17 protein-coding genes and 1 pseudogene are annotated in these 21893 nt (G+C 59.9%); all 18 read right to left on the bottom strand.

The window, feature by feature from the left end; all coding sequences use genetic code 11:
* Positions 1 to 6: 6 nt before the first annotated feature.
* A complete protein-coding gene (icmH, locus tag AAGW23_RS18170) occupies positions 7 to 879 on the bottom strand; it encodes a type IVB secretion system protein IcmH/DotU (RefSeq protein ID WP_342407732.1) in 873 nt (290 codons plus the stop codon).
* A 5-nt stretch (positions 880 to 884) separates the two neighbouring features.
* The gene (tssK, locus tag AAGW23_RS18165; RefSeq protein ID WP_342407731.1) at positions 885 to 2216 is read right to left on the bottom strand and encodes a type VI secretion system baseplate subunit TssK; all 1332 of its coding nucleotides are present in this window, start codon (positions 2214 to 2216) and stop codon (positions 885 to 887) included.
* The gene (gene tssJ, locus AAGW23_RS18160; RefSeq protein ID WP_342407730.1) at positions 2213 to 2698 is read right to left on the bottom strand and encodes a type VI secretion system lipoprotein TssJ; all 486 of its coding nucleotides are present in this window, start codon (positions 2696 to 2698) and stop codon (positions 2213 to 2215) included. Before tssJ ends, tssK begins: the two co-directional genes overlap by 4 nt.
* A 5-nt stretch (positions 2699 to 2703) precedes the next feature.
* On the bottom strand, positions 2704 to 3897 hold the full coding sequence (gene tagH, locus AAGW23_RS18155) for a type VI secretion system-associated FHA domain protein TagH (RefSeq protein ID WP_342407729.1): 1194 nt from the start codon (positions 3895 to 3897) through the stop codon (positions 2704 to 2706).
* A gap of 20 nt (positions 3898 to 3917) precedes the next feature.
* Positions 3918 to 4052: a type VI secretion protein gene (locus AAGW23_RS18150; RefSeq protein ID WP_342407728.1), complete on the bottom strand. Its 135-nt coding sequence runs from the start codon at positions 4050 to 4052 to the stop codon at positions 3918 to 3920.
* Between the two features lie 195 nt (positions 4053 to 4247).
* Entirely contained in the window at positions 4248 to 5759 is a 1512-nt protein-coding gene (locus tag AAGW23_RS18145; RefSeq protein ID WP_342407727.1) for a lipase family protein, read from the bottom strand.
* Positions 5760 to 6380: 621 nt separating this feature from the next.
* Positions 6381 to 7157: a hypothetical protein gene (locus AAGW23_RS18140; protein ID WP_342407726.1), complete on the bottom strand. Its 777-nt coding sequence runs from the start codon at positions 7155 to 7157 to the stop codon at positions 6381 to 6383.
* A gap of 4 nt (positions 7158 to 7161) precedes the next feature.
* The gene (locus AAGW23_RS18135; RefSeq protein ID WP_342407725.1) at positions 7162 to 8007 is read right to left on the bottom strand and encodes a DUF4123 domain-containing protein; all 846 of its coding nucleotides are present in this window, start codon (positions 8005 to 8007) and stop codon (positions 7162 to 7164) included.
* A complete protein-coding gene (locus AAGW23_RS18130) occupies positions 8004 to 10079 on the bottom strand; it encodes a type VI secretion system tip protein VgrG (RefSeq protein ID WP_342407724.1) in 2076 nt (691 codons plus the stop codon). Before AAGW23_RS18130 ends, AAGW23_RS18135 begins: the two co-directional genes overlap by 4 nt.
* A 146-nt stretch (positions 10080 to 10225) precedes the next feature.
* Positions 10226 to 11728 (bottom strand): sigma-54 interaction domain-containing protein, encoded by a 1503-nt coding sequence (locus AAGW23_RS18125; RefSeq protein WP_342407723.1) that lies wholly within the window; start codon positions 11726 to 11728, stop codon positions 10226 to 10228.
* Between the two features lie 10 nt (positions 11729 to 11738).
* Positions 11739 to 14339: a type VI secretion system ATPase TssH gene (gene tssH / locus AAGW23_RS18120; RefSeq protein WP_342407722.1), complete on the bottom strand. Its 2601-nt coding sequence runs from the start codon at positions 14337 to 14339 to the stop codon at positions 11739 to 11741.
* A 10-nt stretch (positions 14340 to 14349) separates the two neighbouring features.
* Entirely contained in the window at positions 14350 to 15357 is a 1008-nt protein-coding gene (gene tssG / locus AAGW23_RS18115; protein ID WP_342407721.1) for a type VI secretion system baseplate subunit TssG, read from the bottom strand.
* Positions 15321 to 17111 (bottom strand): type VI secretion system baseplate subunit TssF, encoded by a 1791-nt coding sequence (tssF, locus tag AAGW23_RS18110; RefSeq protein WP_342407720.1) that lies wholly within the window; start codon positions 17109 to 17111, stop codon positions 15321 to 15323. Before tssF ends, tssG begins: the two co-directional genes overlap by 37 nt.
* A 34-nt stretch (positions 17112 to 17145) precedes the next feature.
* Positions 17146 to 17415, bottom strand: a pseudogene (locus AAGW23_RS18105) (PAAR domain-containing protein); the annotation flags it as partial.
* A gap of 10 nt (positions 17416 to 17425) precedes the next feature.
* The gene (gene tssE / locus AAGW23_RS18100) at positions 17426 to 17830 is read right to left on the bottom strand and encodes a type VI secretion system baseplate subunit TssE (protein WP_342407719.1); all 405 of its coding nucleotides are present in this window, start codon (positions 17828 to 17830) and stop codon (positions 17426 to 17428) included.
* Between the two features lie 6 nt (positions 17831 to 17836).
* Positions 17837 to 19315 (bottom strand): type VI secretion system contractile sheath large subunit, encoded by a 1479-nt coding sequence (gene tssC, locus AAGW23_RS18095; RefSeq protein WP_200640668.1) that lies wholly within the window; start codon positions 19313 to 19315, stop codon positions 17837 to 17839.
* Between the two features lie 26 nt (positions 19316 to 19341).
* Positions 19342 to 19848 carry a type VI secretion system contractile sheath small subunit gene (gene tssB, locus AAGW23_RS18090; RefSeq protein ID WP_342407718.1) on the bottom strand — a complete coding sequence of 169 codons (507 nt, stop codon included), beginning with the start codon at positions 19846 to 19848 and terminating at the stop codon, positions 19342 to 19344.
* Between the two features lie 33 nt (positions 19849 to 19881).
* Complete coding sequence (gene tssA / locus AAGW23_RS18085; protein ID WP_342407717.1) at positions 19882 to 21444, bottom strand: type VI secretion system protein TssA; 1563 nt, start codon at positions 21442 to 21444, stop codon at positions 19882 to 19884.
* Positions 21445 to 21893: the final 449 nt, after the last annotated feature.

The raw sequence follows: 21893 nt of genomic DNA, 5'->3' as shown, positions 1-21893 counted from the left end.
TCCTTGTTACGGCTTGGGCTCGACCTGAACGGTCGGATCGACAGGTTGATAGGGCTGCAGCACCGCCTCGCGTTGTTCTCCCAGCACCCAGGCGAAGCCCGCATAGAGTGTTACCAGGCAGATCAATGTGAACAGCGCGACCAGCCACCAGGGCACGATGCGCACCAGGCGCCGGCGTGTGTCGCGCAGCCCCTGCCAGTTCGGCGATACCTCACGTGGTACATCGCCGCGCAACTGGCGGATCTGCCGGTAAAGGCTGTCGCGGACCGCTTCGAGCTCGAGCATGCCGCGTGGCATCACCCGGTACTTGCCTTCGAAACCCAGTGACAAGCACAGGTACATCAACTCCAGCATCGGCAGGTGCTTGACTGGGTTGCGCGAGAGCCGCTCGAGCAGCTGAAAGAACTTCTCACCGCCAAAGGTCTCGTTGTGGAAACTCGACAGCAGACTCATCTGTGACCATTCGCTTTCGTTACCCCAAGGCGTGGTCACCACCGCTTCGTCGATCGCGGTGCACAGCACGTAGCGGGCGGCCATGACCTGGCTGCTTTCGGCGCCGTCGTGCAGGGCGCGGTGCTCGAACAGCTTGAGTTCACCGGACAAGCGCTGGTTGAGCGCATGCAGGTCTTCACCTTCATAGCTGTGCTTGAGCCGCACGACTTCGGAGAGGAGGGAGGAGGCTGCCGCGACGAGCGGGTTGAGGCTGATATTGAAGGTTTCAGCCGGACGCAGCCGCGCGGCATAGATCATCCGCTCTTCAAGTTGCTCGAATTTGGGCGGTGCGTTGAAGTCCGTCAGCGGGCTCTGTGCCGGGGCGTCGCCGTGACGATTGAGGATGACCGTCTTGTCATCCTGTGCGTAGTCCATTTCTCTGATCATGTTGGTCAGTCCCTGATCGCCCAGAATTTCAGCTCAAGCCCGGTGAACTCGCCGGACACATGGAAGGCGAAGCCGCCGGAGCGCTCCAGTTGCGCCAGCTCTTCTGAGCTGAGCTCCAAAGCAAAGTAGGTCTTGCCGGAATGGAACGGGATCTGCCGCGGCGCGACGGGCAGCGGTTTGACCTTGATACCCGGCAGGTGAAGATTGACCAGCTGGCGAATACGCTCCACCGGACCGACCTTGAGGTGAGCCGGTAGGCGAGTGCGCAACTCTTCGGAGTCGCATTGGGCGCTGGCTGCGAGAACGAAAGAGGCGCTGCCGAGCAGCTTGTGGTCGTGCAGCGGCGAGACTTGAATGCCGTAATGACGCTGTTGCAGTAGCAGTTCGATGGCGTGCTGCTCGAGCACCATCGACAGCACTTGGCGAATCGCATCCATCAGCTTGCGGAACGACAGCCCCTGGTCGTTGTGCAGGTAGCGGCCATCCAGGCGCGGGCGTTTTGTCTCGCTGGAGAACGTCGCCAGTTCGCCCAACAACCCCAGCAGTTCACGGTAGATGTGTTCGGGATGAATCCGCTCGATGCCCATGTAGTGACGCAGCACGGGTTCGTAGCGGTTGATCAGCTGCAGCATCATGAAGTCGCCGACTTCCGCGCCGCCGACTTTGCCGGTAGCGCGGATACGCTCTGCCAGGATGTCGCCACGATGGCCGAGCATGCTGATCACTTCCTTCAGGCACGACAGGAGGTAGCCAGAGGCCTGGAAGTCGATAAAGGTAGGAATGTATTCAGGGTCTAGGCTGATCACGCCGTCCGGTGTGGTGTCGAGGATGTCGCAAAGCTTGAGCTTCACGTAAGCCTGATCGCTCTGCTGCTCGCCCAGTAGCAACCGGAAGTCCGGCCGCCCGGTGCTGACTTGGCTGCTGCTGCTATCGCCGGCGTTGGAGTCGGTGACTTCTTCGTCGAATGCGGTGTAGCGCGCCAGCACGTCCTTCTGCTCTGGCCGACGGCTTTCGATGTGGTTGCCGGTCACCAGCGGTAACGCCAGATACACCGGTGTGTTGCCAGTGTTCGGCGGCACGTCCAGCGCCAGTGGCTCACGCTCGGCGCCGATCTCGAAAAGGCTGCCATCGGGGAGCAACCCGCTCGCCTGGCTGAGCACTAGCTTGCCCATGTTGAGGAATTGGCGGTCAATCTCCAGTCCAAAGAAGCCCCAGGCGTAATGTCCCAGCTTCTGGGTCCGCTGCTTGAGTTGCGCGTCGTAGTAGCGGTCGCTTTGCTGGAAGTGCTGCGGACGCAGCAGCATGCCTTCCTGCCAGATCACTTTGTGCATGCTCATCGACCATCTCCGCCCACGAACGGATCGATGGCCTTGATGCCGTGCTCATCGAGCCTCAGTTCGATTCGGTTCTGCGCTTTGTGTTGCATAGGAATGACGAAGCGCCAGTTCGATTCCGGCAGATCGCGGTAGGCGGCCAGCACGCCGACGTAGCGACTGCCCTCCTGCACGAATAACCTGAGGTCGCGCTGCTCGCCTGGGCGCAGCTCAAGCTCTTCCTGTATCACGAGGTCCGGGGACAGCGCTTCCTTGGGGCGCTGATAGAGGGAAAAGAAATCAGCGTTTTCGAAAGCCACCGGATGTTTGAGCTCCAGGAGGCGAATCACGACCGGCGAAGGGCGCCCGTTCAGGTCGGGGTTGAGCCGGTCGCTGCCCTGGAGTGACAGGTCCAGCTTGGTCAGATCAGAGCTTGGAGAGAGGGCAGAGCAGCCACTCAGAGTGGCAAGCGCTGCAAACGCCGCGGCGGGAAGAAAGCGAGACATGAATATCATCCTTGAAGGTCGGTATTGAGCGTGGCGATCAGGCGCGCCTGCTCCTCGTAAGCCTGGGCGAAGTCACGAGCGAACAACCGCTCGCTCCAATCCTCGTCGCGCTGCATCGCAGCATGCAGCCGCTTGAACGCACGCCAGCGACTACCGGAAGTGGCAACAAGCGGCTTGTGATCGCGCTCGAAGCGCAGCGCCAGCTGATCCGGTGAAAGCTGCTCAAGGATGCCTTTGATCGCGGCGCGACTGGCGGCCAGCATGGCCACCTGGTGCGCCTGAAGATCGCGGTAAGCGCGCCCCATCGCCTGTTCGGCCGGCAGCTGCCCCGACTTTTCTCCTCGCAGCAGCAGGTTCAGTGCTTCCCCGCTGTCGATGCTGTGCTTGAGCGGGTTGTTGCCAGCACTCTGAACCGTGGTCAGCGACAGACGCATCTCATTCTTCAGCTCGCCCCGGGTGCGTAGCGCCTGCTGCAAACCGCCAACGCTTTGCTTGAGCAGGCCCGCGGCTTTCAGTGCCAAGGCTTGCCGTGCCGCTTCATCCATATCCGATAGATCGATCCCTAGCGCCGTGCTGAAGCGTGTCCAGAAGTCAGGCGGCAGGCGTTCAGGTTCGAGCGAGGCCCTTGGCTGTGTGGCTGGTGCTGGCATCACCAGTTCGGGAACCTGCAAGTTCTCTTCATCGATCTGCGCATAATCGCGCTGCTGGGCTTGTACCCTTGGTGGCGCAAGCACCGCAGTCAGATCGTCGGTTTTGGCGTAGGCATGTTCTTGTTGATCCAGTGCGGTCAACGGGTCGAGGTCGAGAAATGCGTCGTTTGGAATGATGCTGCCGGCGGGCTGCGGTCGGCCGATATCGCCTTCGAAGGAGGCCGGGTCCTGGATCAGACGAGCCCGGATTTCAAAGTCGCCCAGGCAATACACGCTTCCGTGTTCGATTCGCTGCGCCCGGCCTTTGTCCAGGCTGGCGCCTGTGTCCTTGAGCTGAATACCGTTGCTGCTGGTGTCGGTGAGGAAGAACGCCCCGTCGCGGTAGCTGACTTCGGCGTGTCGGCTGGACAATACCCGCTTACGGTCCGGGATTACCCAGTCACAATCCTCGGCGCGGCCGATGATGCCGCCGGCCTGCTTGAAGGTCTTACTGCTGATCAGCCCTGGCACAAATTGCTGTGCACTGACGATATCGAAAACCAGTTCCATGGTTCCTTTCTCCTGGTGGATCAGTTGCTGCGGGCAGGCGCCTGCGGATCACCCAAAGGGCGATATTCGTCATCGTTGAACTTGTAGTTGCCAGAGCAACCGGCGAGGGCGAGGGATGCGGCGAATAGAGCGAGGGCGCAATAGCGGGCTAGCACGCGATTTCCTCCTTGAAAGCGTGTGGGCAGACGATCCGGCTGACCGAGAAGCGGTGCAGCGAGACTCAGGCTGAGTATTGAAGTTCACCCGGTTGGCTAGGTGGGTGAACGGGGTCACGAAACGAGGCGGGGTTGGGGCTGAAACGAGAGCTGTCGCTATAAATGCTTCAGCCCTCGTCAGACCTAACGAAACTGCTAGGCGAAGGTTCGATCGCTTTCTTGGGTCACTGCAGCAAGCCGCTCTGCGACCTGGTTATCGTTGATGGCGCGCCATTGCGCGACCAACTCCGCAAGATCGACTCGTTCTGCGTATTCGCCAAACACGCTGCGTGGCGTCACCAAGCGCTCCGCCTGCGCTAGCAAACGTTGTTGAGTTCGAGTGAGCGCCGGACTCTGTTCAGCTCGAACGCGTTCCCCTTGTTCGATTGCATCGGCATAGATGGCTCGTAGTTCCAGATCGCTTTTGCCGTAGAAACGCATCTCACCCCTGCGCCTGATTTCCCAGCGGAACTCATTGAATGAGCGCGCTTGCCAGCTTCCCAGTAGCTGGGCGGTGCTTAGCAGCTGGGCATAGATGTCACGGGTTTCAGCTTCGGTGAACAACTTTCCGTTGCGCTCTTCGACGCTGGTATTCCAGCGCAGCAGGTTAGTAAGCGCTGCGCGTGCATAGCCGCGGTCACTCAGATGGTGCGTAGCCGCGAGCGCGAGGCGGTTCGGCATATCACCATCCAGCCCGATTTCCCCGACGTAGCGTGCACAGCTTTGCTCGTCTACCAGCGCACAACCTGGTTGCCATAGCACTGAGGCTTCGCTCCCACCTCCAGGCTTGCGCGGCATAAAATGCCATTGCTCCCCGTGATGCTCGTAGGAATCGCCTTGAAGGTTGACGATCCCTGCCAGTAACAACGCAATGCCGATAGCCGGTGAGCTATACACCAGAGCTGCTCCGGGAAGCGCCAGCTTCCATTCGGCATCCATCCAAGGCAGTGGAAGCGCGGGCACCGGATCGTTGTGGTTGACGATGCGGTGATGTGTAAGGGGCTGGGCCGCTTTGACGAAGGCCGCATCGGCTGCGCGTGGGGCCCCGAAGGTATAGAGCTGGATATCGCTCGACCATTCTCTGCGCAACCATTCCGCCAATAGCAGGGCGATCGCGCCGCCGAGGCTATGGCCACAGACCACGAGTGTTTGCTCGCCAGTATAAAAGGCATTGAGGTAGCGCTCGACGAATGGTTTAGTTGCTTGAAAGGCTTCGTAAAAGCCGCGGTGCGCCTGGCCTTCACCTTCTGCGTACAGCACCTGACGCGCATCTGCGTCTCGACTGGCGTCGGCCACAAATTCCTGCGTGCCGCGGACGGATATCAATACGATCTTGTCGTTATGAGTTATAAAAGCTTGGGTATTAGTATCTGTTTCGTTATCCGTGTCGTGCAGAAAGTGCACGTCCTCAGGATTTCGCCAGCCCTCTTGTGCTTCCCTTTCGTAGCGCGCCGGATCGTAGGGCATGATTTCGAGACGCTTTGAATAAGGCACTTCTTCACAGAGCAGATGATAGGGGGAAGCGGTGTTGAACTGCGTTGGTCGAATCCGGCGCCCTAGCTGGTTCTGAAGGACGTATCCGATGTTGCCAAGCGCTGAATAGGGCGGCGGTGCTGAAGAGTAAGGCTTGGTAGCTGTACTGAAAGGCGCATAGACAAAAGCGCTCATGACCGCCAGGTGATAGGCGTTCAGCGCGCAAAAATCAGCGCCTCGGGAAAGCAGTGGACTATAGGCGCGTAATGCCTTTATCTCGATGACATGGTGCCTATTACAGCCAAGCGCAACACCCGTTTTGGCTGCTGCTGAGCCTGCGTTCAGTATTAGAGTGGACGGCGTCGTCCACCCTTTGTCTGGCGACGGTAGGTGGCCCTTGCTCCTTACGAAATCTCCTACTTCGGCCCTTAAGAAATAAGCATCCTCCTTCGAAGCGCGTTCTGCGCGAGATAGGTCTTCCCGTCAGCGCGCCGAGGGCCAGCGGGTGATTGTTCGGCTGCAACTTGAAGAGCTGAAATACAAATTGGGAATTTTTCCCTAGTGAGTAATCCCCTATACAACGGGTCGCTGCCGTCATAATCGTTCGGAAAAGATACAACCAAGGGTCCCCCGTGGACATTATCCACCTGTGCCCAGCCGTCTTCATCTAGTGTCGCGGAGTAATCAAGCCCATGGCTATCTGTAATTTGGTAAGCCAGCCCAGCGTAGGGCTTGCCGCTTCCATGCTAGTCTACTAAACGAAAGCTTACCCTTGCCAAGCGACTCGGACATTGGAGCAGGGTCTGCGAGATTGAGTTACTCATCCGTTAGCCACTCCGTGCAGTTTGGATAGACCGTGCATGTGCCGCCATCCATTGTGAAAGTGCGAAACTGCGGCGGACTTGTACAGAACTCCTCAAATCTTGTCCCCCAGCGGCCTGTACATGGCTTCCATCCAGATTCTGTTTTTAGCCAGTAATCACGATGGTAAGGACGATCGTCACCGCTTTGCTCGAACTGGATCTGCACAGTTTTGCTTGCCAATGCTGTGCGTGGAAGAAATGCGCCAGCGCCCGTGCAGTTAAGGATCTTGCTGATTTCTCCGCGGCGTGATTGGGCTTTACTTATTTGAAATAGCCAAGAGCATTTAGCTGTTATAGCTAATTCTCCGTCTGCTTGATGAGGTATGGCATTCGGCGGAAGTTCTTCAACAACCACTAACCCGCCGTTATCGTAGCTATGTTGCCAATCCTGCTCGCCGTACTGCGCATGAATAAAAAGCCCTACCCTGGTCAGTTGCAGTTCACAAAGTCCGTCGCGATAACTAACTGGAATCTCGAACTCGTACCCATGCGGCACCTTTTCGTAATCCTTCTTGAAACCCTTCACGTGGCCGCGTTCACTGCATTCCTTGGACCCGCCGTAATGCGCTTGGGCTTTCAGTGCGAAGTCAGCCGGTAGCTCGCCCTTCAAAGTAAAGGTATCCGCGCCGACCGAACCTAGTGTGCTGCAGCCGCTGAGCAGAAGGCCGAACAGTGCAGACCATGCGTGAATGGGCAGGAAGCGGCTTCGAGAAAAGGTGTGAGACGTCATCTGATCAATCCCGTGCAGAAAGGCTTGAAGTCAGCACTGAACTGACTCGTGAATAGTGGGCTTCTGGTGTTTCCTGGTCAGCCGGCAACCAGGCTGGATGCTCTGCCAGTGCGGGCTCGAGCTGGTAGCGCAGCAGGAATTGCAGTTGCGGCTCGCTGTGCCAGTGCCATTCCTTCGCTTTGTCGAGTTGACGGTCCAGCCATTCGCTCAGCACTCGAGTCTCTGCGAGCTTGGTGGTCGCATGCGTGTGGCTCTCCCATAGCCACAACTCAAGATTGTGGTGTGTGACAGCGCGCCTTACGTGCTCGGGTTCTGGGATAGACAACCACGGTTTTTCGAAGGGTTCGGGATACTCGCCTGGTTGCTCGTTATCGAACCATTGCCAGTTGTGATCATCCCAGCAGAGCGCGCTGGTCAGCGGACCAAGCAGCAGAGGGCGTTGAGAGGCGTCAAGTTCAGCGAGGTGACGCGCGACTATTCGGTTGTCCTGGAACCGATAGAGCGACCGTTGCCCCTGCTCGTCGGAGAAGATGCGGGCTTGCCAGTGTTGCGTGAGCGCCGCGAGGTCTGCATGTTCGACGCTGGCGAGCCAGCCCCAACTTTGCTCCGGTGCGTCGGTGAGCGACGCTAGCTGCGTGAGGTTCAGCTCGTTCAGCACTATCAGCCAGGGGCCCACGCTGGCCATCTCGGCGACCTCGGTGCCTTGATAGAGATTAGCGTAGCTGTGCACCAAGTCCGCTGAGAAAAGACGAGGCAGCGGAGCGGGCTCTGCCAGGCTATCGATGACGAGCAGCAATTGTCGGTTCTGGGCTTGTTGCTCGCTGAGCCAGTGGTCGACGCTATCGTTCATCGACCCGCTCCAATCTCACACATTCCTTCCCTGCATGCTTCGCATATTGGGCAGCGGCTGGCGCCGATCTGCCTGGCCTTGCGCGCCAGTTGCAGTTGCGTATTGGCCAGCGCGAGCTTGGGCTTGGCACCGGCTTTGTCCTGGTTGGCGGCCCACGGAATCAGGGGCGCGAGGATGCTTATGCCGCTGCCCTTACCGGGCGATCCGCCTGAGTTCATCTTGATGGTCGCGCCGTTCAGCGTCACGCCGCTCGGGTCGAGTTTGAGGAAGCTGCCGCCGCCTGTGGCGGTGAGTTCCATGCCGGCGCCGATGACGACTTTGCTTCCGGCGTAATAGTGGATCTCGTTACCTGCCTCGACGAACTGCCCGGTACCGATCTTCACGTGTTGGGTGTTGCCCACGGTAAGGTGGTCGTTGGCGCGGATTTCGGTCTTACGATCGGCGTGGGTGGTGCGATGTTCCTCGGCTTTGAATTCGCTGTAGCTGTTGGCCTCGACGATGTCGTGGCGTTCGTGCCCGACGCGGATCTTCTGGTCGTGTTCGATGTTCTCGTCCCAGTCGCGCTGGGCGTGGACGTAGATCTGCTCGGCGCCTTTGCGGTCTTCGATGCGGAGTTCGTTGTAGCCTCCACCGCCAGGTGAGCTCAGCGTTTTAAATACGCTGCGGGTCTTGTTGGCGGGCAGGTCGTAGGGGACGACATGTTCCTTGTGGTACAGGCAGCCAGTGACTAGGGGCTGGTCAGGATCGCCTTCGAGGAAGGTCACCAGCACTTCCATGCCAACGCGGGGAATGGCGATGCTGCCGTAGCGGTCGCCCGCCCAGCTAGAGGAAACGCGCAGCCAGCAACTGGTCTTGTCGTCGGCTTGGCCTTCGCGATCCCAGTGGAACTGGACTTTCACACGACCGTATTCGTCGCAGTGGATTTCTTCACCGGCAGGGCCTGTGACGACTGCGGTCTGGCTACCTAGGACCTTGGGCTTGGGATGCTTCAGCGCCGGGCGGTGGGGGATATCCCAGGGGGTGGCGGTGAAATGGTTGCGGTAGCCCTGAGTGAAATCGTCATGCGACCGGCTGTCGCTCGTTACCGACTCCTCCAATACTTGCGGCTGTTTGCCTTCGTGGAGGATTTCATTGAGTAGCCAAAGCTGGTTACAGTCGCTGCGCGGGTGCTCGCTCATGGCGAGGAAGTGGCCAGTGATCAGCTGCGGTTGGTCGCTCTCGCCGTCGGCGAGCTCGTAGTCGCTGCGGTGACGCTCCAGCGCGCGTTGCGACAGGTGCTTGCCGCGAGTGCGTTCGGAGAAGCGGCCGGGGTAGTCGTAATCTTCCAGGTCCGGTTGGAATTCGCTCTGGAAGGCACCTTCCATAATCAGGCGCGGTTTCTCAAAGTCGTAGTCGCGGCGGGTAACGCGGCTGGTGCGGGTTTCCATGCGCAGCGCGAAACGCTTTATAACTGGCGTGTCAGCGACCAGACCTGAATCCTGCTGATAAACAACCGGCCCAAGCTTCGGGAATACCGTCTGGTCGTCACCAAACACAAGCACATGGCCGTCGGCGCTGTGCTGGAAGTGGTAGTGAATGCCTTCTTCTTCACACAGGCGCTGGATGAAGTGCAGGTCGGTCTCGTCATACTGCACGCAATAGTCGCGCTCGGGGTACACCGAACCGAGCCCGAAGCGAAAGGCGTTGGCCTGGATGCCGTGCCCCTCGAGCACCTGGGCGATGATCTTCTCGACCGTGAGGTGCTGGAAGATGCGCTGGTTGGTGCGATGAGCCAAGTAGGCCAGCTGCGGCCGCAGGGTTATCTGATAGCGCGTCAGACGTTTACCGGAATCGCCCTGGGCGACCCGGTAGATCAAACCATGGATGCCGTGGCCGGCCGGTGAGAGTGCTAAAAAAGCTGGTTGATGCAGCAGACGCTCCAAGTCGAGATCAGGACGCTCGCTAACCAGTTCTAGCTCGAAGGTGAAGGGCTGCGAAAGCGCCTCGCGACCTTTGAATTCTAGAACCTGCAGGTCGTGTTCAATGCCTTCGATGGCGAGGCTGAAATGGGTGTCGTTGGCCGGGTTGAACATGTGAAATCCTTGTTCGGAGCGCTTCCATGAAGCCTTTCAGGTCCAGGGGCGAGGCTATCGGTTATCAGTCGGAGCGTTTGCGATGCTCACCAAGTCAATTGTTAACAGCACCGTATCGATTGCCGCTCATGCTCATCTCCTTGAACTCAAAGGTTGCTGGCATTTACACCCAGGCGATCCATGCGATAGAGCAGAGTGCGGCGCGGCAGCCCTAGTTCTCGCGCGGCTTGACTCTGGTTGCCGCCGTTCTTGCGCAAGCAATCAATCAGCAGGTTGCGCTCGACCCGCTCGAGCCGCGCGCGCAAATCCAATGTGCTGTCCAGGTCGTTGTCCACGGTGCGCAGGCTGAAATGTTCCGGTAATAATTCGCCACCATCGCACAGGAGTACGGCGCGTTCGACCAGCCCCTTGAGCTCACGCACGTTGCCAGGAAACGCATAATCGGCCAGTTGCTCAAGCGCCGCGTCCGACCAGCGCACGGTATCGCGCTGCAGAAAACCGCAGGCGTTGTCGGCGAAGTGACGGGCTAGACGAAGGACGTCCTGATGGCGGTCCCGAAGCGGCGGCAATTCGATCGGGAAGATGGACAGGCGGTAGTAAAGATCTTCACGAAAGCGACCCTCCTCGACACGCTTGTGCAGGTCCTGATGAGTTGCGGCGACGATGCGGACGTCCACTTTATGGGTGCGCGTGCTGCCAAGCGGTCGGACCTCGCCTTCCTGCAGGACGCGCAGCAGCTTGGCTTGTAGGGTCAGCGGCATGTCGCCGATTTCATCAAGGAACAAAGTGCCGCCGTCGGCAGCGTCGAACAGGCCTTCATGGTCGCGTTCGGCACCGGTAAAGGCACCTTTTCGATAACCGAACAGCTCGCTCTCGAGCAGATGTTCGGGCAAGGCCGCGCAGTTCTGCACGATGAAGTTTTGGCTGCGCCGCGAGCCGCAATCATGGATAGCGCGGGCCACCAGTTCTTTACCGGTACCTGTTTCACCCGTCAGCAGAACACTGACCGGATTGTGCAGGACTTTGCCGATCAGCCCGTAAACCGCACGCATGCGCGGGCTCTCACCAATCAGCCCGTACCCGCTGGTGCATGGGCGCGTCGGGATGATCTCGCGAGGTGCAGGTTGGGCCGCGCCGAGTAGTCTATTGAGCAGATGGGCCTGGCCGAGGGCAAAACGGCCGAGGTTGGTCAAGGTTGCGGCTGCAGCGGTGAGGTCTTGAGTGGCGGTACTGGCAGCCACCATCAGCCCGACGACATGACCTTCTGCATTCTCCAGCGGCAAGCAGAGCAGGCTGCGCCAAGGGCGCGAAGATTCAGGAAGAAAACCGGTTTCGTGCAGGTTGACGTCCAGCGGGACGATGCTCAGCTGACGATTCTGGCTGAGACAGTACTGCAGCAATTGTTCGTCTCTGTAGTCGCTGGGCAGGCTTGCGGTTTCTTGCCGCCGCGAGCCTTCGAACCACTCGGCCGACAGGGTCAAACGTGTGTGGGTCGCATCCAGCAGGTAGAGCTGAGCGAGCGGACAGCTAGCCAGCCGCGCCGCCGTTTGTACCAGTCCGTTCAACCAGCCGCTTGTATCCGTCGTCCAGGCCAGCTCGGCTAAGCGATCCAGTAGCGCAATCGCAGGCGCGGAATGCTCAGTCAGCATAGGCGGGACCTTAAGCGAACTCACAAACCACCGTCCCTTTGTCGTCGAGGGTTGCATGCACACGTTGCAATGCTTGACCACTCGCCATGGCGTCGAGCAGCCGATCGACGACCAGTGGCTGCAGGTGCTGATCGATCAGGTGATCGATCAGGCGCGCACCGCTGTCACTGTGAGTGCAACGCTCAGCCAGGTGCCCGACCAGCCCTTCGCAGTGACTGAACTGCAGCTGGCGCCGCGTTAGGCGATCACCGAAGCGCGACAGTTTGAGCGCCACCAGTTCGTTGAGCACGTCACCCTGAATTGGGTAATAGGGCACCACCCGCATGCGGGCTAGTAGGGCCGGTTTGAAGTGCTGGGTCAGTGCAGGTCGAATCGCCAGCTCCAGGTCTTCCGTCTCTGGTCGCTGGCCGCCTTGGCAAAGATCGGCGATACGATCGCTGGCGAGGTTGCTGGTCATCAGAATCAGGGTGTTGCGGAAGTTGATCTCCCGTCCTTCACCGTCGTTGGCCACGCCCTTGTCGAAGATCTGGTAGAAGACGTTCATTACGTCCGGGTCGGCTTTTTCGACTTCATCAAGCAGCACGACTGAGTAGGGCTTCTGGCGAACGGCCTCGGTGAGCATGCCGCCTTCACCGTAACCGACATAACCCGGCGGCGCGCCGATCAGGCGGGAAACGCTGTGTTTTTCCTGAAATTCGGACATGTTGATTGTGGTGAGGAAACGCTCGCCGCCGTAGAGCAGGTCGGCCAATGCCAGTGCGGTTTCGGTCTTGCCTACGCCACTTGGGCCGACCAGCAGAAAGATGCCGACCGGCGCATCGGGCTTGTTCAGGCCAGCAGCCGTGGCGCGCATCGAGCGGTCCAGCGCTTCGATGGCTTGTTTCTGGCCGCGCACTCGCTGGCGCAGATCGCTCGCAAAACTGAGCACCTTGCTGTTGTGTTCGCGCGCCAACTGAGAGAGCGGTACGCCAGTCCAGTGGCTGATGACCTCAGCCACCAGGCGCGGGCAGACCTCGAAACTCACCAGCCGCTCGGCGGCTTGGGCGCTGGCGAGTTCGACCTGAAGGTCCCTTAGCTCGGCTTCAAGTTGTTTGAGATCAGGATGGGTTTCGTCATCGGATACCCACTCGGGCGATGTCCGAGCAGTCGCGCATTGCTTGCGCAGATCCAATAGCCGCTCGGCTAGCGAGCGCTGTACGCCCCAGCGGGTTTCCAACTGTTCGAGTTCAGCGCGGGCTGCCGCCAGGCGTGTTTCCAGGCTGTCCAGAATGCCGGTGTCGATCTGCAGGCCTGCATCGAGGTCCCTACGCAGCGCGAGCCCCTGGCGTTCACCTTCCGCGATCTCGCCGCGCAAGCGCTCCAGCGCTTCCGGTGCGGCGGCCAGGCTGATGCGTACTCGGGCGCAAGCGGTGTCGAGTACGTCCACCGCCTTGTCTGGCAACTGACGTCCAGCGAGGTAGCGAGCCGATAGCTCTGCCGCAGCCACGACGGCGTCGTCGCGCAGGTAGATGCCATGACTTTTCTCATACACCGGGGCGAGGCCGCGCAGGATGGTCACGGCTTCATCCACAGTCGGCTCGTGCAGCTGCACGGGCTGGAAACGGCGTGCGAGGGCCGGGTCCTTCTCGAAATACTTTTTGTATTCGCTCCAGGTGGTGGCGGCGATGGTACGCAACTCGCCTCGGGCCAGAGCGGGTTTGAGTAGATTGGCGGCGTCGCCACTGCCGGCCTGACCGCCCGCGCCGATCAGGGTGTGGGCTTCGTCGATGAACAGGATGATGGGCTTGGGCGACGCCTTCACTTCGTCGATCACGCCTTGCAGGCGCCGTTCGAACTCGCCTTTCACGCTCGCGCCGGCCTGCAGCAAGCCAAGATCCAGGCAGAGCAGTTCGACGCCCTTGAGCGCTTCCGGCACTTCACCATTGGCCATGCGCAGCGCCAGCCCTTCTACGATGGCTGTCTTGCCGACCCCGGCTTCGCCCACCACGATCGGATTACTCTTACGACGGCGTGCGAGGATGTCGATCATCTGGCGGATCGCTGCCTCGCGGCACAGCACCGGGTCGAGTTTGCCGTCGCGGGCTTGCTGGGTGAAATTGTGGGTGAAACGCGACAGGTTAGACTCGCTCACTGGCGCCGCTCTGCCTGCGGTCGCCTGTGGTTGCTGAGCCAAGGCGAACTCGCGCAGCCGTTCGACGTTCAGGCGCGACAGTAGCGGTTGGTAGTGGCTGCCGGCATAACGTATCGGGTTGCGCAGCAGTGCCAGGATTAGCGCGGCTTGGTCGATCTGGCTCTGGCCGAGTTCAAGGTTCCCGATCAAAAGAGCGTCCTGCAGCCACTGCACCAGTTCCGCCGAAAACACCGGGTTGCGCGATTCACTGTGTTCGCCACGCGGTTGCAACGCTTGGGAGAGCGCGCCTGCGTCGACATCGGCGTCCTGCAGCGCGCGTAACAGCAAACCTTCGGCGCGTTCCAGCAGTTGGAACAGCAGGTCTTCGACGAGAATTTTGCTGCCGCCACGCACGACGCAGCGCTCGGCGGCTGCTTCCAGATCACGCTTGCTCTCGGCATCGAGTGCCTGGACCAGTTGTTGGAGATCTACATTCATCATTTCATCGTCCTTAATGAGTCTGGCTGCCCAGGGTGACCAGGCCGTCGGCGCGTTCGCTGCCAAGCCAGCTTGTCCAGCCGAGGCGGCAGGGGTTTTCGGCGCCGATGCGCATTTCGCGGATTTCGTCGCGGCGCAGTTCCAGGCGTATGTCGTAGTCGAGGGGGGCGCGCAGGGTGAAGCGCACCAACGCGCAGAGGGGCTGGTAGCCGCCGCCCACAGGCAAGAATTCGTGGAAGCGGTCCCAGCTCAGCTGGCGGATGTGGATACGAAACTTGCCGCCGCGATCGCGAACCCGCTCGCCCAGCACGAGGCTTTCGCCCAGTCGGCTGTTGGCACGCCCGAGACGGTTCTGTTGCTCGGCGAGAATCTCGACCTGGCGCTCCAGACATTGCTCGATGCGAAGGTCGGCATGCTTGAAGTAATAGCGCAGAACCGACTCGATCAATGCTGCCGAGTGCGCGCGCAGGCTGAGCAGGCCCAAATAAGGCAGCAGGCGCTTCCAGTTGAGTTCGGAGGCGGCGCGAATCTGTTCACCGCCCAGTCCGATCAGTGCGAACAGCTGCTCGGACAATGGATCACGCGCACCGCTGGTGAAGCGCGCGCGGTAGCGGTACTTCTGCCAGATCGGCAGCATCAGGCGCTGCAGGCGGTTGTTAAACAGGTCAAGAAACTCGCGGGTCGGGTTTCCGTCGGTGTTGTCGCCCAATGCCTGTTCGCCGTAGAACGCCGGTAGGGGTGAGCCGGCGCCGAACAGGCTGACCAGGTTGATGCGCAGCCGTGCACGCAGCTCGCCGTGCTCCTGAAAAAACTCGACGCGATCGACGTCGCTGCCGGGAAAACCCAGGCTCGGGTTGGCTTGGAATTCGAGGTGCTCATAGAGTGCCTCGTCGTCCAGCTCCGGATGTGCGGCTTTCAGGCGGTCCATCACCAGAAGCACACCCTGAAACAGGCTGTACTCGCGGATGCCCCGGCTGATCCGGTTTAAAGCAGGGGCTGCTGCCCCATGCGCGGCGTCCATTGGTACACCTCTCCCTGTGTGCTCCTGACGCGCAGCTCGTGATACGAGTTGAGGCTGGCATACAGTGCAAAGAATTCATTGAGTATCGAGGCGAAGAGGAATAGATCTCCCTCGCCCAGATAGCCCTCGGGGTCCATCACCAGCTCGGTACGCACACCGCGCACCGGCAGGCCGCGGTGCAGCCGATCAACGTGCTGGTGCCCGATCTGCTTGAGCCCACCAAGCAGGCGCTTGCTGACCTTCTCGGCGTGCTGGTCGTAGTAGCGCGGCAGGTCATACGTTTCGAGGATGACCTTGAGCGCCTCGACGTTAGCCAGCGACAGGTAGTTCAGCGACATGTTGCTGATCAACTTCCAGAGGTAGTCGCGATGCAACGGCGGCGCATAGCTCGGCGTCACCGCACTGATGTTGCGAAACGTCAGGAATTCCGGCGTGTCTTCGCTGGGCATGCAGATGTCGCCTAGACGCAGCTGGCGCGGCAGGTTCTGATTGGTACAGGTCAGCTCGATAGAGAGTGTCTCGTGCTGGTCCAGGTTGCGCAGGCCGAAGCTGAGGTAGGTCTCCAGGCCGTCGGTCAGCATCGAGGGCTGCTGGCGCACACTGTAGTGTGGGCGCGCCACGGGGACGTCGAAACTCGGATCGTGCTCGAAGGACTCGAACGGCACGTATTCTTCATAGCCCATCCCGCCGGGCTTCCAGCCGGTGACACGGTCAACCGAGAATACACCGCAGTGGCTGCTGTCGAGCTCGGATGGCAGGAGCAGATACTGGTCCCGCTTGCCGTCGAGGCGAATCGGGATGGCGTCGTGTTCGAACAGGTTGACCACCGGTGTGCAGTACAAGCGCACGTTATCCAACGTCGGGCGGATGCGTTGCACGCCTGCCTTGTGGATGTCGAAGCGCAGCTCGAAGCCTCGGGCCTGCTCCAGCACTTCTTGCGGCAGGCGCTTGAGAACATCGAGACCCTGCAGGTCGACGAACAGGAATTTTTCCTGAAAGGCGAAATATTCCTGCAGGTAGCGATAACCCCTGAAAGTATTGAGCGGGTAGGGGATAAGCGCCTGGTCTTCGGCAAAACCCACCGGTTGTAGCTTTGTCGGATCGATATGGAGTGCGGGCAGCGCAACGCCGAAACTGTCACTGAGCGGTTTACCACTCGCATTCAGCGCGACAAGCTGTACGCCAGCCACATTGCGAAGCAGGCTCAGATAGAGCATCTGGCTGATGTAGCGCTCGCCAGCAAGATGAAGGCGCAGCTGCTTGAGGTTCAATTCGCCGAGATGACCGTCGGCCGTCATCTGCAGGCGAAGACTGAGCAGCGCGCCGCCGCCCTTGACCGAATAATCCAGCCCGTCGAGCGCCAACGGCAACACTTCGGTGGCGTAAGCAGTGCGAAAACGGCAGGTCACGCCCTGGATCGGCTTGGACTCGACCGGTGTGTTGCGCGGCACCATGAGTGCTGGCCCTGGGCGTTTGACCGGGTCGAACTGCAACATGCTGAAAGCCGGCAGCGGACGCATGTAGTTTGGCCACAGCAGATGCATCAACGAGTGGGTCAGCTCAGGCAGTTCGTCATCGAGCTTCTGCCGCAGCCGGCCCGTCAGAAAGGCAAAGCCTTCTAGCAGCCGCTCGACATCCGGGTCACGCCCTGCTTGTCCCAGAAACGGCGCCAACGCCGGGCTGCGTTCGGAGAAGCGCTTGCCGAGCTGGCGCAGGGCGGTGAGTTCGCTCTGGTAGTAGTGGTTGAAGGACATCAGCCGGCCATCTCTGTAAGACGCATGGTCAACCGCCAATCACAATGGTGCCGGATCCGGCGATCACCGGATTGCCGTGATAACCCGTCGTACCTATCGTTGTAGCCGGCTTGCCGTTAATCAGCACTGTAGGGATGACTGCACTGGCCAACGCGCTGCCGCAGGACGTCGGGTCGCCCATACGGGCGGCAGGCATGCCGTCGAATAGCACGTCAGGAGAGCCGGCTGCGATCGGGTTGGTTCCGTGGCCCTTTTTCGGGCAATCGGTGGGGTCGCCCAGGCGGGCTGCGGGTTTACCAGACATCAGGCTCTCCTTAGTGGACTTTCACTTGTCCGCTGCCATCCAGGCTCGCGGAGAAACTCACGTGACGCTTGAATCCGTCGATTTCCAGCAGGCCTTCGATGGCGAAAGACAGGCTCAGAGGGTCGTGGTCGCGGGGCAGGGATATCACCCGGACCTGGCTCAAGCGCGGTTCGTACGCCTCGATGAAGCGTTCGATGGCGATGCGCGCCTGTTGCAACGAGTCGTGCAACGACAGGCGCATATTGTTCAAATCGGGCAACCCGTAGTCGGGCAACGTTTGCACGCTGCCCGCTCGGGTGCTGAGCATTTTGGCCAGGTGGGCAGCCACCGAAGCCATTGCCGCGACTTCGCGACTCCAGCCGGCGCGCTTGTCGGCGTCACCGCCGAGGCGTTCGAAAAGGCTGCCGTAGGACATGGATGCTTATTCCTTGTCCAGCTTGCCAACCAGCGACAGGGTGAAATCGGCACCCATGTACTTGAAGTGCGGGCGCACGTTCAGGCTGACGCGGTACCAGCCCGGCTCACCGTCGACATCACTGACGACGACTTGCGCGGCGCGCAGCGGACGACGGCTACGGACTTCGGAACTGGGGTTCTCCTGGTCGGCCACGTACTGGCGGATCCACTTGTTCAGCTCCAGCTCCAGGTCGGTGCGCTCTTTCCAGGCGCCGATCTGCTCGCGCTGCAGCACTTTGAGGTAGTGCGCCAGGCGGTTAACGATGAACAGGTAAGGCAGCTGTGTGCCGAGCTTGTAGTTGAGCTCAGCGTTCTTGCCTTCTTCGCTGTTGCCGAAGAACTTCGGCTTCTGCGTGGAGTTAGCCGAGAAGAACGCAGCGTTATCACTGCCCTTGCGCATGGTCAGGGCGATGAAGCCTTCATCGGCCAATTCGTATTCACGACGGTCGGAGACGAGGACTTCAGTTGGGATCTTGGTTTCGATCTCGCCCATGCTTTCAAAATGGTGCAGGGGAAGGTCCTCGACCGCGCCGCCGCTCTGTGGGCCGATGATGTTCGGGCACCAGCGGAACTTGGCGAAGCTGTCGGTCAAACGGCTGGCGAAGGTGTAGGCGGTGTTACCCCACAGGTAATGCTCGTGGCTGTTAGCTACGTTTTCTTTGTAGACAAAGGACTTGACTGGGTTGTCCTCCGGGTCGTAAGGATTCCGCAGCAGGAAGCGTGGAACGGTCAGGCCGACGTACCGGGCGTCTTCCTGCTCGCGGAAGCTTTGCCATTTGGCGAACTGCGGGCCTTCGAAGTGATCCTTCAGGTCCTTGAGGTCCGGCAGACCCGTGAAGCTTTCCAGGCCGAAGAACTTCGGGCCGGCCGCGGCGATGAAAGGCGCATGAGACATGCTGGCAACCGACGCGACGTACTGCATGGTCTTGATGTCAGGTGCGCTCGGATCAAAGAAGTAGTTGGCGATAAGCGCGCCGACCGGCTGGCCGCCAAACTGGCCGTACTCAGCAGTGTAGATGTGCTTGTACAGGCCGGACTGGACTACTTCCGGGCTGTCCTCGAAGTCGTCGAGCAGGTCTTGCTTGGACGCATTGAGCACTTCTAGCTTGATGTTCTCGCGAAAGTTGGTGCGATCGACCAGCAGCTTGAGGCCGCGCCAGGAGGATTCCAACGCCTGGAATTGCTGGTGGTGCAGTATCTCGTCCATCTGACGGCTGAGCTTGGCGTCGATTTCCGCGATCATGCGGTCGACCATGGCCTTTTTGACTGGCTCGTGTTCGTTCTGTGGCTTAAGCAGCTCTTCGATGAAGGCCGACACTCCGCGCTTGGCGATGTCATAAGCCTCGTCATCGGGGGTCAGTTTGGTTTCGGCGATGATGCGGTCGAGGATGCCTAGCTCGGCTAGGTTTTTGCCGCTTTCGACGGCTGCTGCATTGGTGCTCATTGTGTTGGCTTTCCTTGTCGGGAGATTCAGGCGTCCAGTTGTTCTTTCGCGGCGAGGCCCAGCTCACCGAGTACGCGGTCGCGCGAGACGTCATCGGCCAGCACGCATTCGATCGCTTTGCGGAAGGCCGGGGCGTTACCCAGCGGGCCTTTGAGTGCGACCAGCGCGTCGCGCAGCTCCATCAGCTTCTTCAGTTCCGGAACCTGCTCGACCAGGTTGGCCGGGTTGAAGTCCTTCATCGAATTGATGTTCAGCTGCACGGCGAGCTCTTCGTCGGTGGGCTCATCTTGCAGGCGGTTTGGCACCGAGAAGGTGAGGTTCAACTCCTGCTTGGCCAGGACTTCGTCGAAGCTGTTCTTGTCGATTGCGATCGGCTTGCGGTCTTCGATCTTGCGATCGTCAGGGCGCTGGGTGAAGTCGCCGAGCACCATCAATTTCAGTGGCAGCTCCAGCTCTTCCTGAGCGCCGCCGGTAGAGGGCTTAAAGGTGACATTGATGCGTTCTTTTGGGGCTACCGAGCCTTCTTTGGCCATGGGTCTTCTCCTTTGCGTTTACGGCCCGGGGGCCTAATCGAGTACCACTTCGAGATCGAGGTGGCACAGCCTGCGGTAAATCTCATCTCTGCTTTCACGCACGGCGTGGTTCTGCGGCAGCAGCTCACAGCAGCTATGCAACAGACGCAGCACCTCGAGGGCGAGATCGGGTTCCCAGTCGCCGAGGCCTGTGGCTTGCAGCGTCTGATCGAGGGATTCAAGTTGGGTCTTGGCCAGGTCGTATTTTTTGCCCTGGAAGCACAAGCGGGCCAACGTTAGTTGCCAGAAAAAGCGCTCGCGTCCGCCGCGGGCCTGGTTGAGGCCCTGCTTGAGTTTTTGCACGGCGCTCTTGAGGCCGTCTTTGCGCAGGTGTGGCAGCACGTCTTGTAGCGCTTCTTCCCAGGCGGGCGTTGCACCGCCCTGGTTATTGACTGCTTCGCTTGGGGCCTGTGCAGGCTGTACGTGCGGCATCACCCGAGCGCTGATCCAGGCGCGGGTTTCGGCGTCGGCGAAAGGGGTGCCATCATGAAAGCGCAGTTCGTCTAGGCCCGGCATCCGTTGCAGGAATAGCGCGAGCTGGATCTCAACCTCCCGCATCGCCTGTTCTGCGTCGAGCTCGCTCAAGCATTCCCAGGCTAGGCGCTGGCCGTCGAGCCAGAACGGAGCCCGCGCTATGCTCGTCTCCAGATCTGCTAGCAGGTCAGCATAGAGCCCTTGCGAGAAGCGTTCGCGATAGCTGGCGAGCTTGTCTGCCGGAACGCCGCGTAGGGCAGTAATCTGCTCTGCGTTACGCTCCGGCAGGATGTCGATCGGCAGCCATAGCAGCGTTCGCGCCAGACGAAGCGGCTTGAGGTCGGTGGCTTTCTGCTTAAGCCACCAGCTGCACAATGGGCGGGCCTGATCTTGCAGGCCACGCAGGCTTTTGTGCGCGTCCTTTTCATGCTCGACTGGTGCAGTTGAGTTAAAGACCTGAGCAGCGGCTTGTTTGACCTGTGCTATGGCTGCGCCGACGGGCCCCGGGTGCGGATGGGCATTGCCGGCACGCTTAACCATTTCGTCGAGGCGTCGGCAGAGAGGCAGAAGCAAAGGGGCGTGCGTGCCTAGATGGCTAGCAAGGCAGCTCTCAAGGTTTCGTAGTTCAACTGCAACCTGTTCGAACAACGAAAGCTGCTCGCTCATCGGAACATGATCTGCCAGCACCTGCTCCAGGCGTGGTACCAGCCAGCTAATGGCTGCTGCTCGAGTGCGTGGTTTAAGAGGATGGATTTCGTTCCAGTGATCTCGGCACAGGCTGCCGATCATGGCGATACCGGCATGGAGCCCAACGAACGAATCCTGCTGATACAAGCTCCAGGTGAGCCAAGAAGCTAGTTTTAGGTCTTTAGTCCTTGTCGCTAAGAGATGCTCGCTGCCATTACGAATGACTTCCCAATCTACAACCCCTGCGACGTGAACAGAGGAAGCTTTGCCAAGTTCTTGCTCAAGCACCTCGTACTCGGATGTATAGCGAGTGTCTTCGCCTGCGAAGGAGACTGCTGTTATGGGAGCGTTGGCTAGCTCTACATAACGAGCTGCCAGCTGGGTAGAGAACGTCATTCCATGACTCAACTGGTTCCGGCAGGCAGTAAGCTGCGTTGCTGGGCGCTTCATGCGCGGTAATTGCTGCGTATAGACCTATACGCCTTGGTGGAGCACATGCTATGCGTGGCATCTCGCAGTGACTGTGAAGTGGTTTCCAACTAGCTGTGCGATAACACCTCAAGGCGCCAGCGAGCTTCAAATATGAGTAGTAGTTAACTTCTTTTGGCTGCTGTTGCTCGGAACCTTGGCTGCACGTAGTAGTCACCGTGCAGCCGTGCAGCCGTGCAGCCGTGCAGCCGTGCAGCCTCGTGCGACACGACTAAAAGACCTCCTCGCACACTTCTATATGTAGACGCTGGCTCAGCGAGCAAGCTGACAGCTAAAAAATAAAACAATCGTTGACGTGGTTTTCTGAGTGCCTATAATGCGCACCTTCTCCGGCGCAGGCCTTTGGCGAAACCTCT

The organism is Stutzerimonas chloritidismutans (genome assembly GCF_038562055.1).
GTDB classification, from domain to species: Bacteria; Pseudomonadota; Gammaproteobacteria; order Pseudomonadales; family Pseudomonadaceae; genus Stutzerimonas; species Stutzerimonas chloritidismutans_A.
The sequence above is the reverse complement of the archived record's forward strand: the minus strand, read 5'-3'. Positions and strand labels throughout refer to the sequence as shown.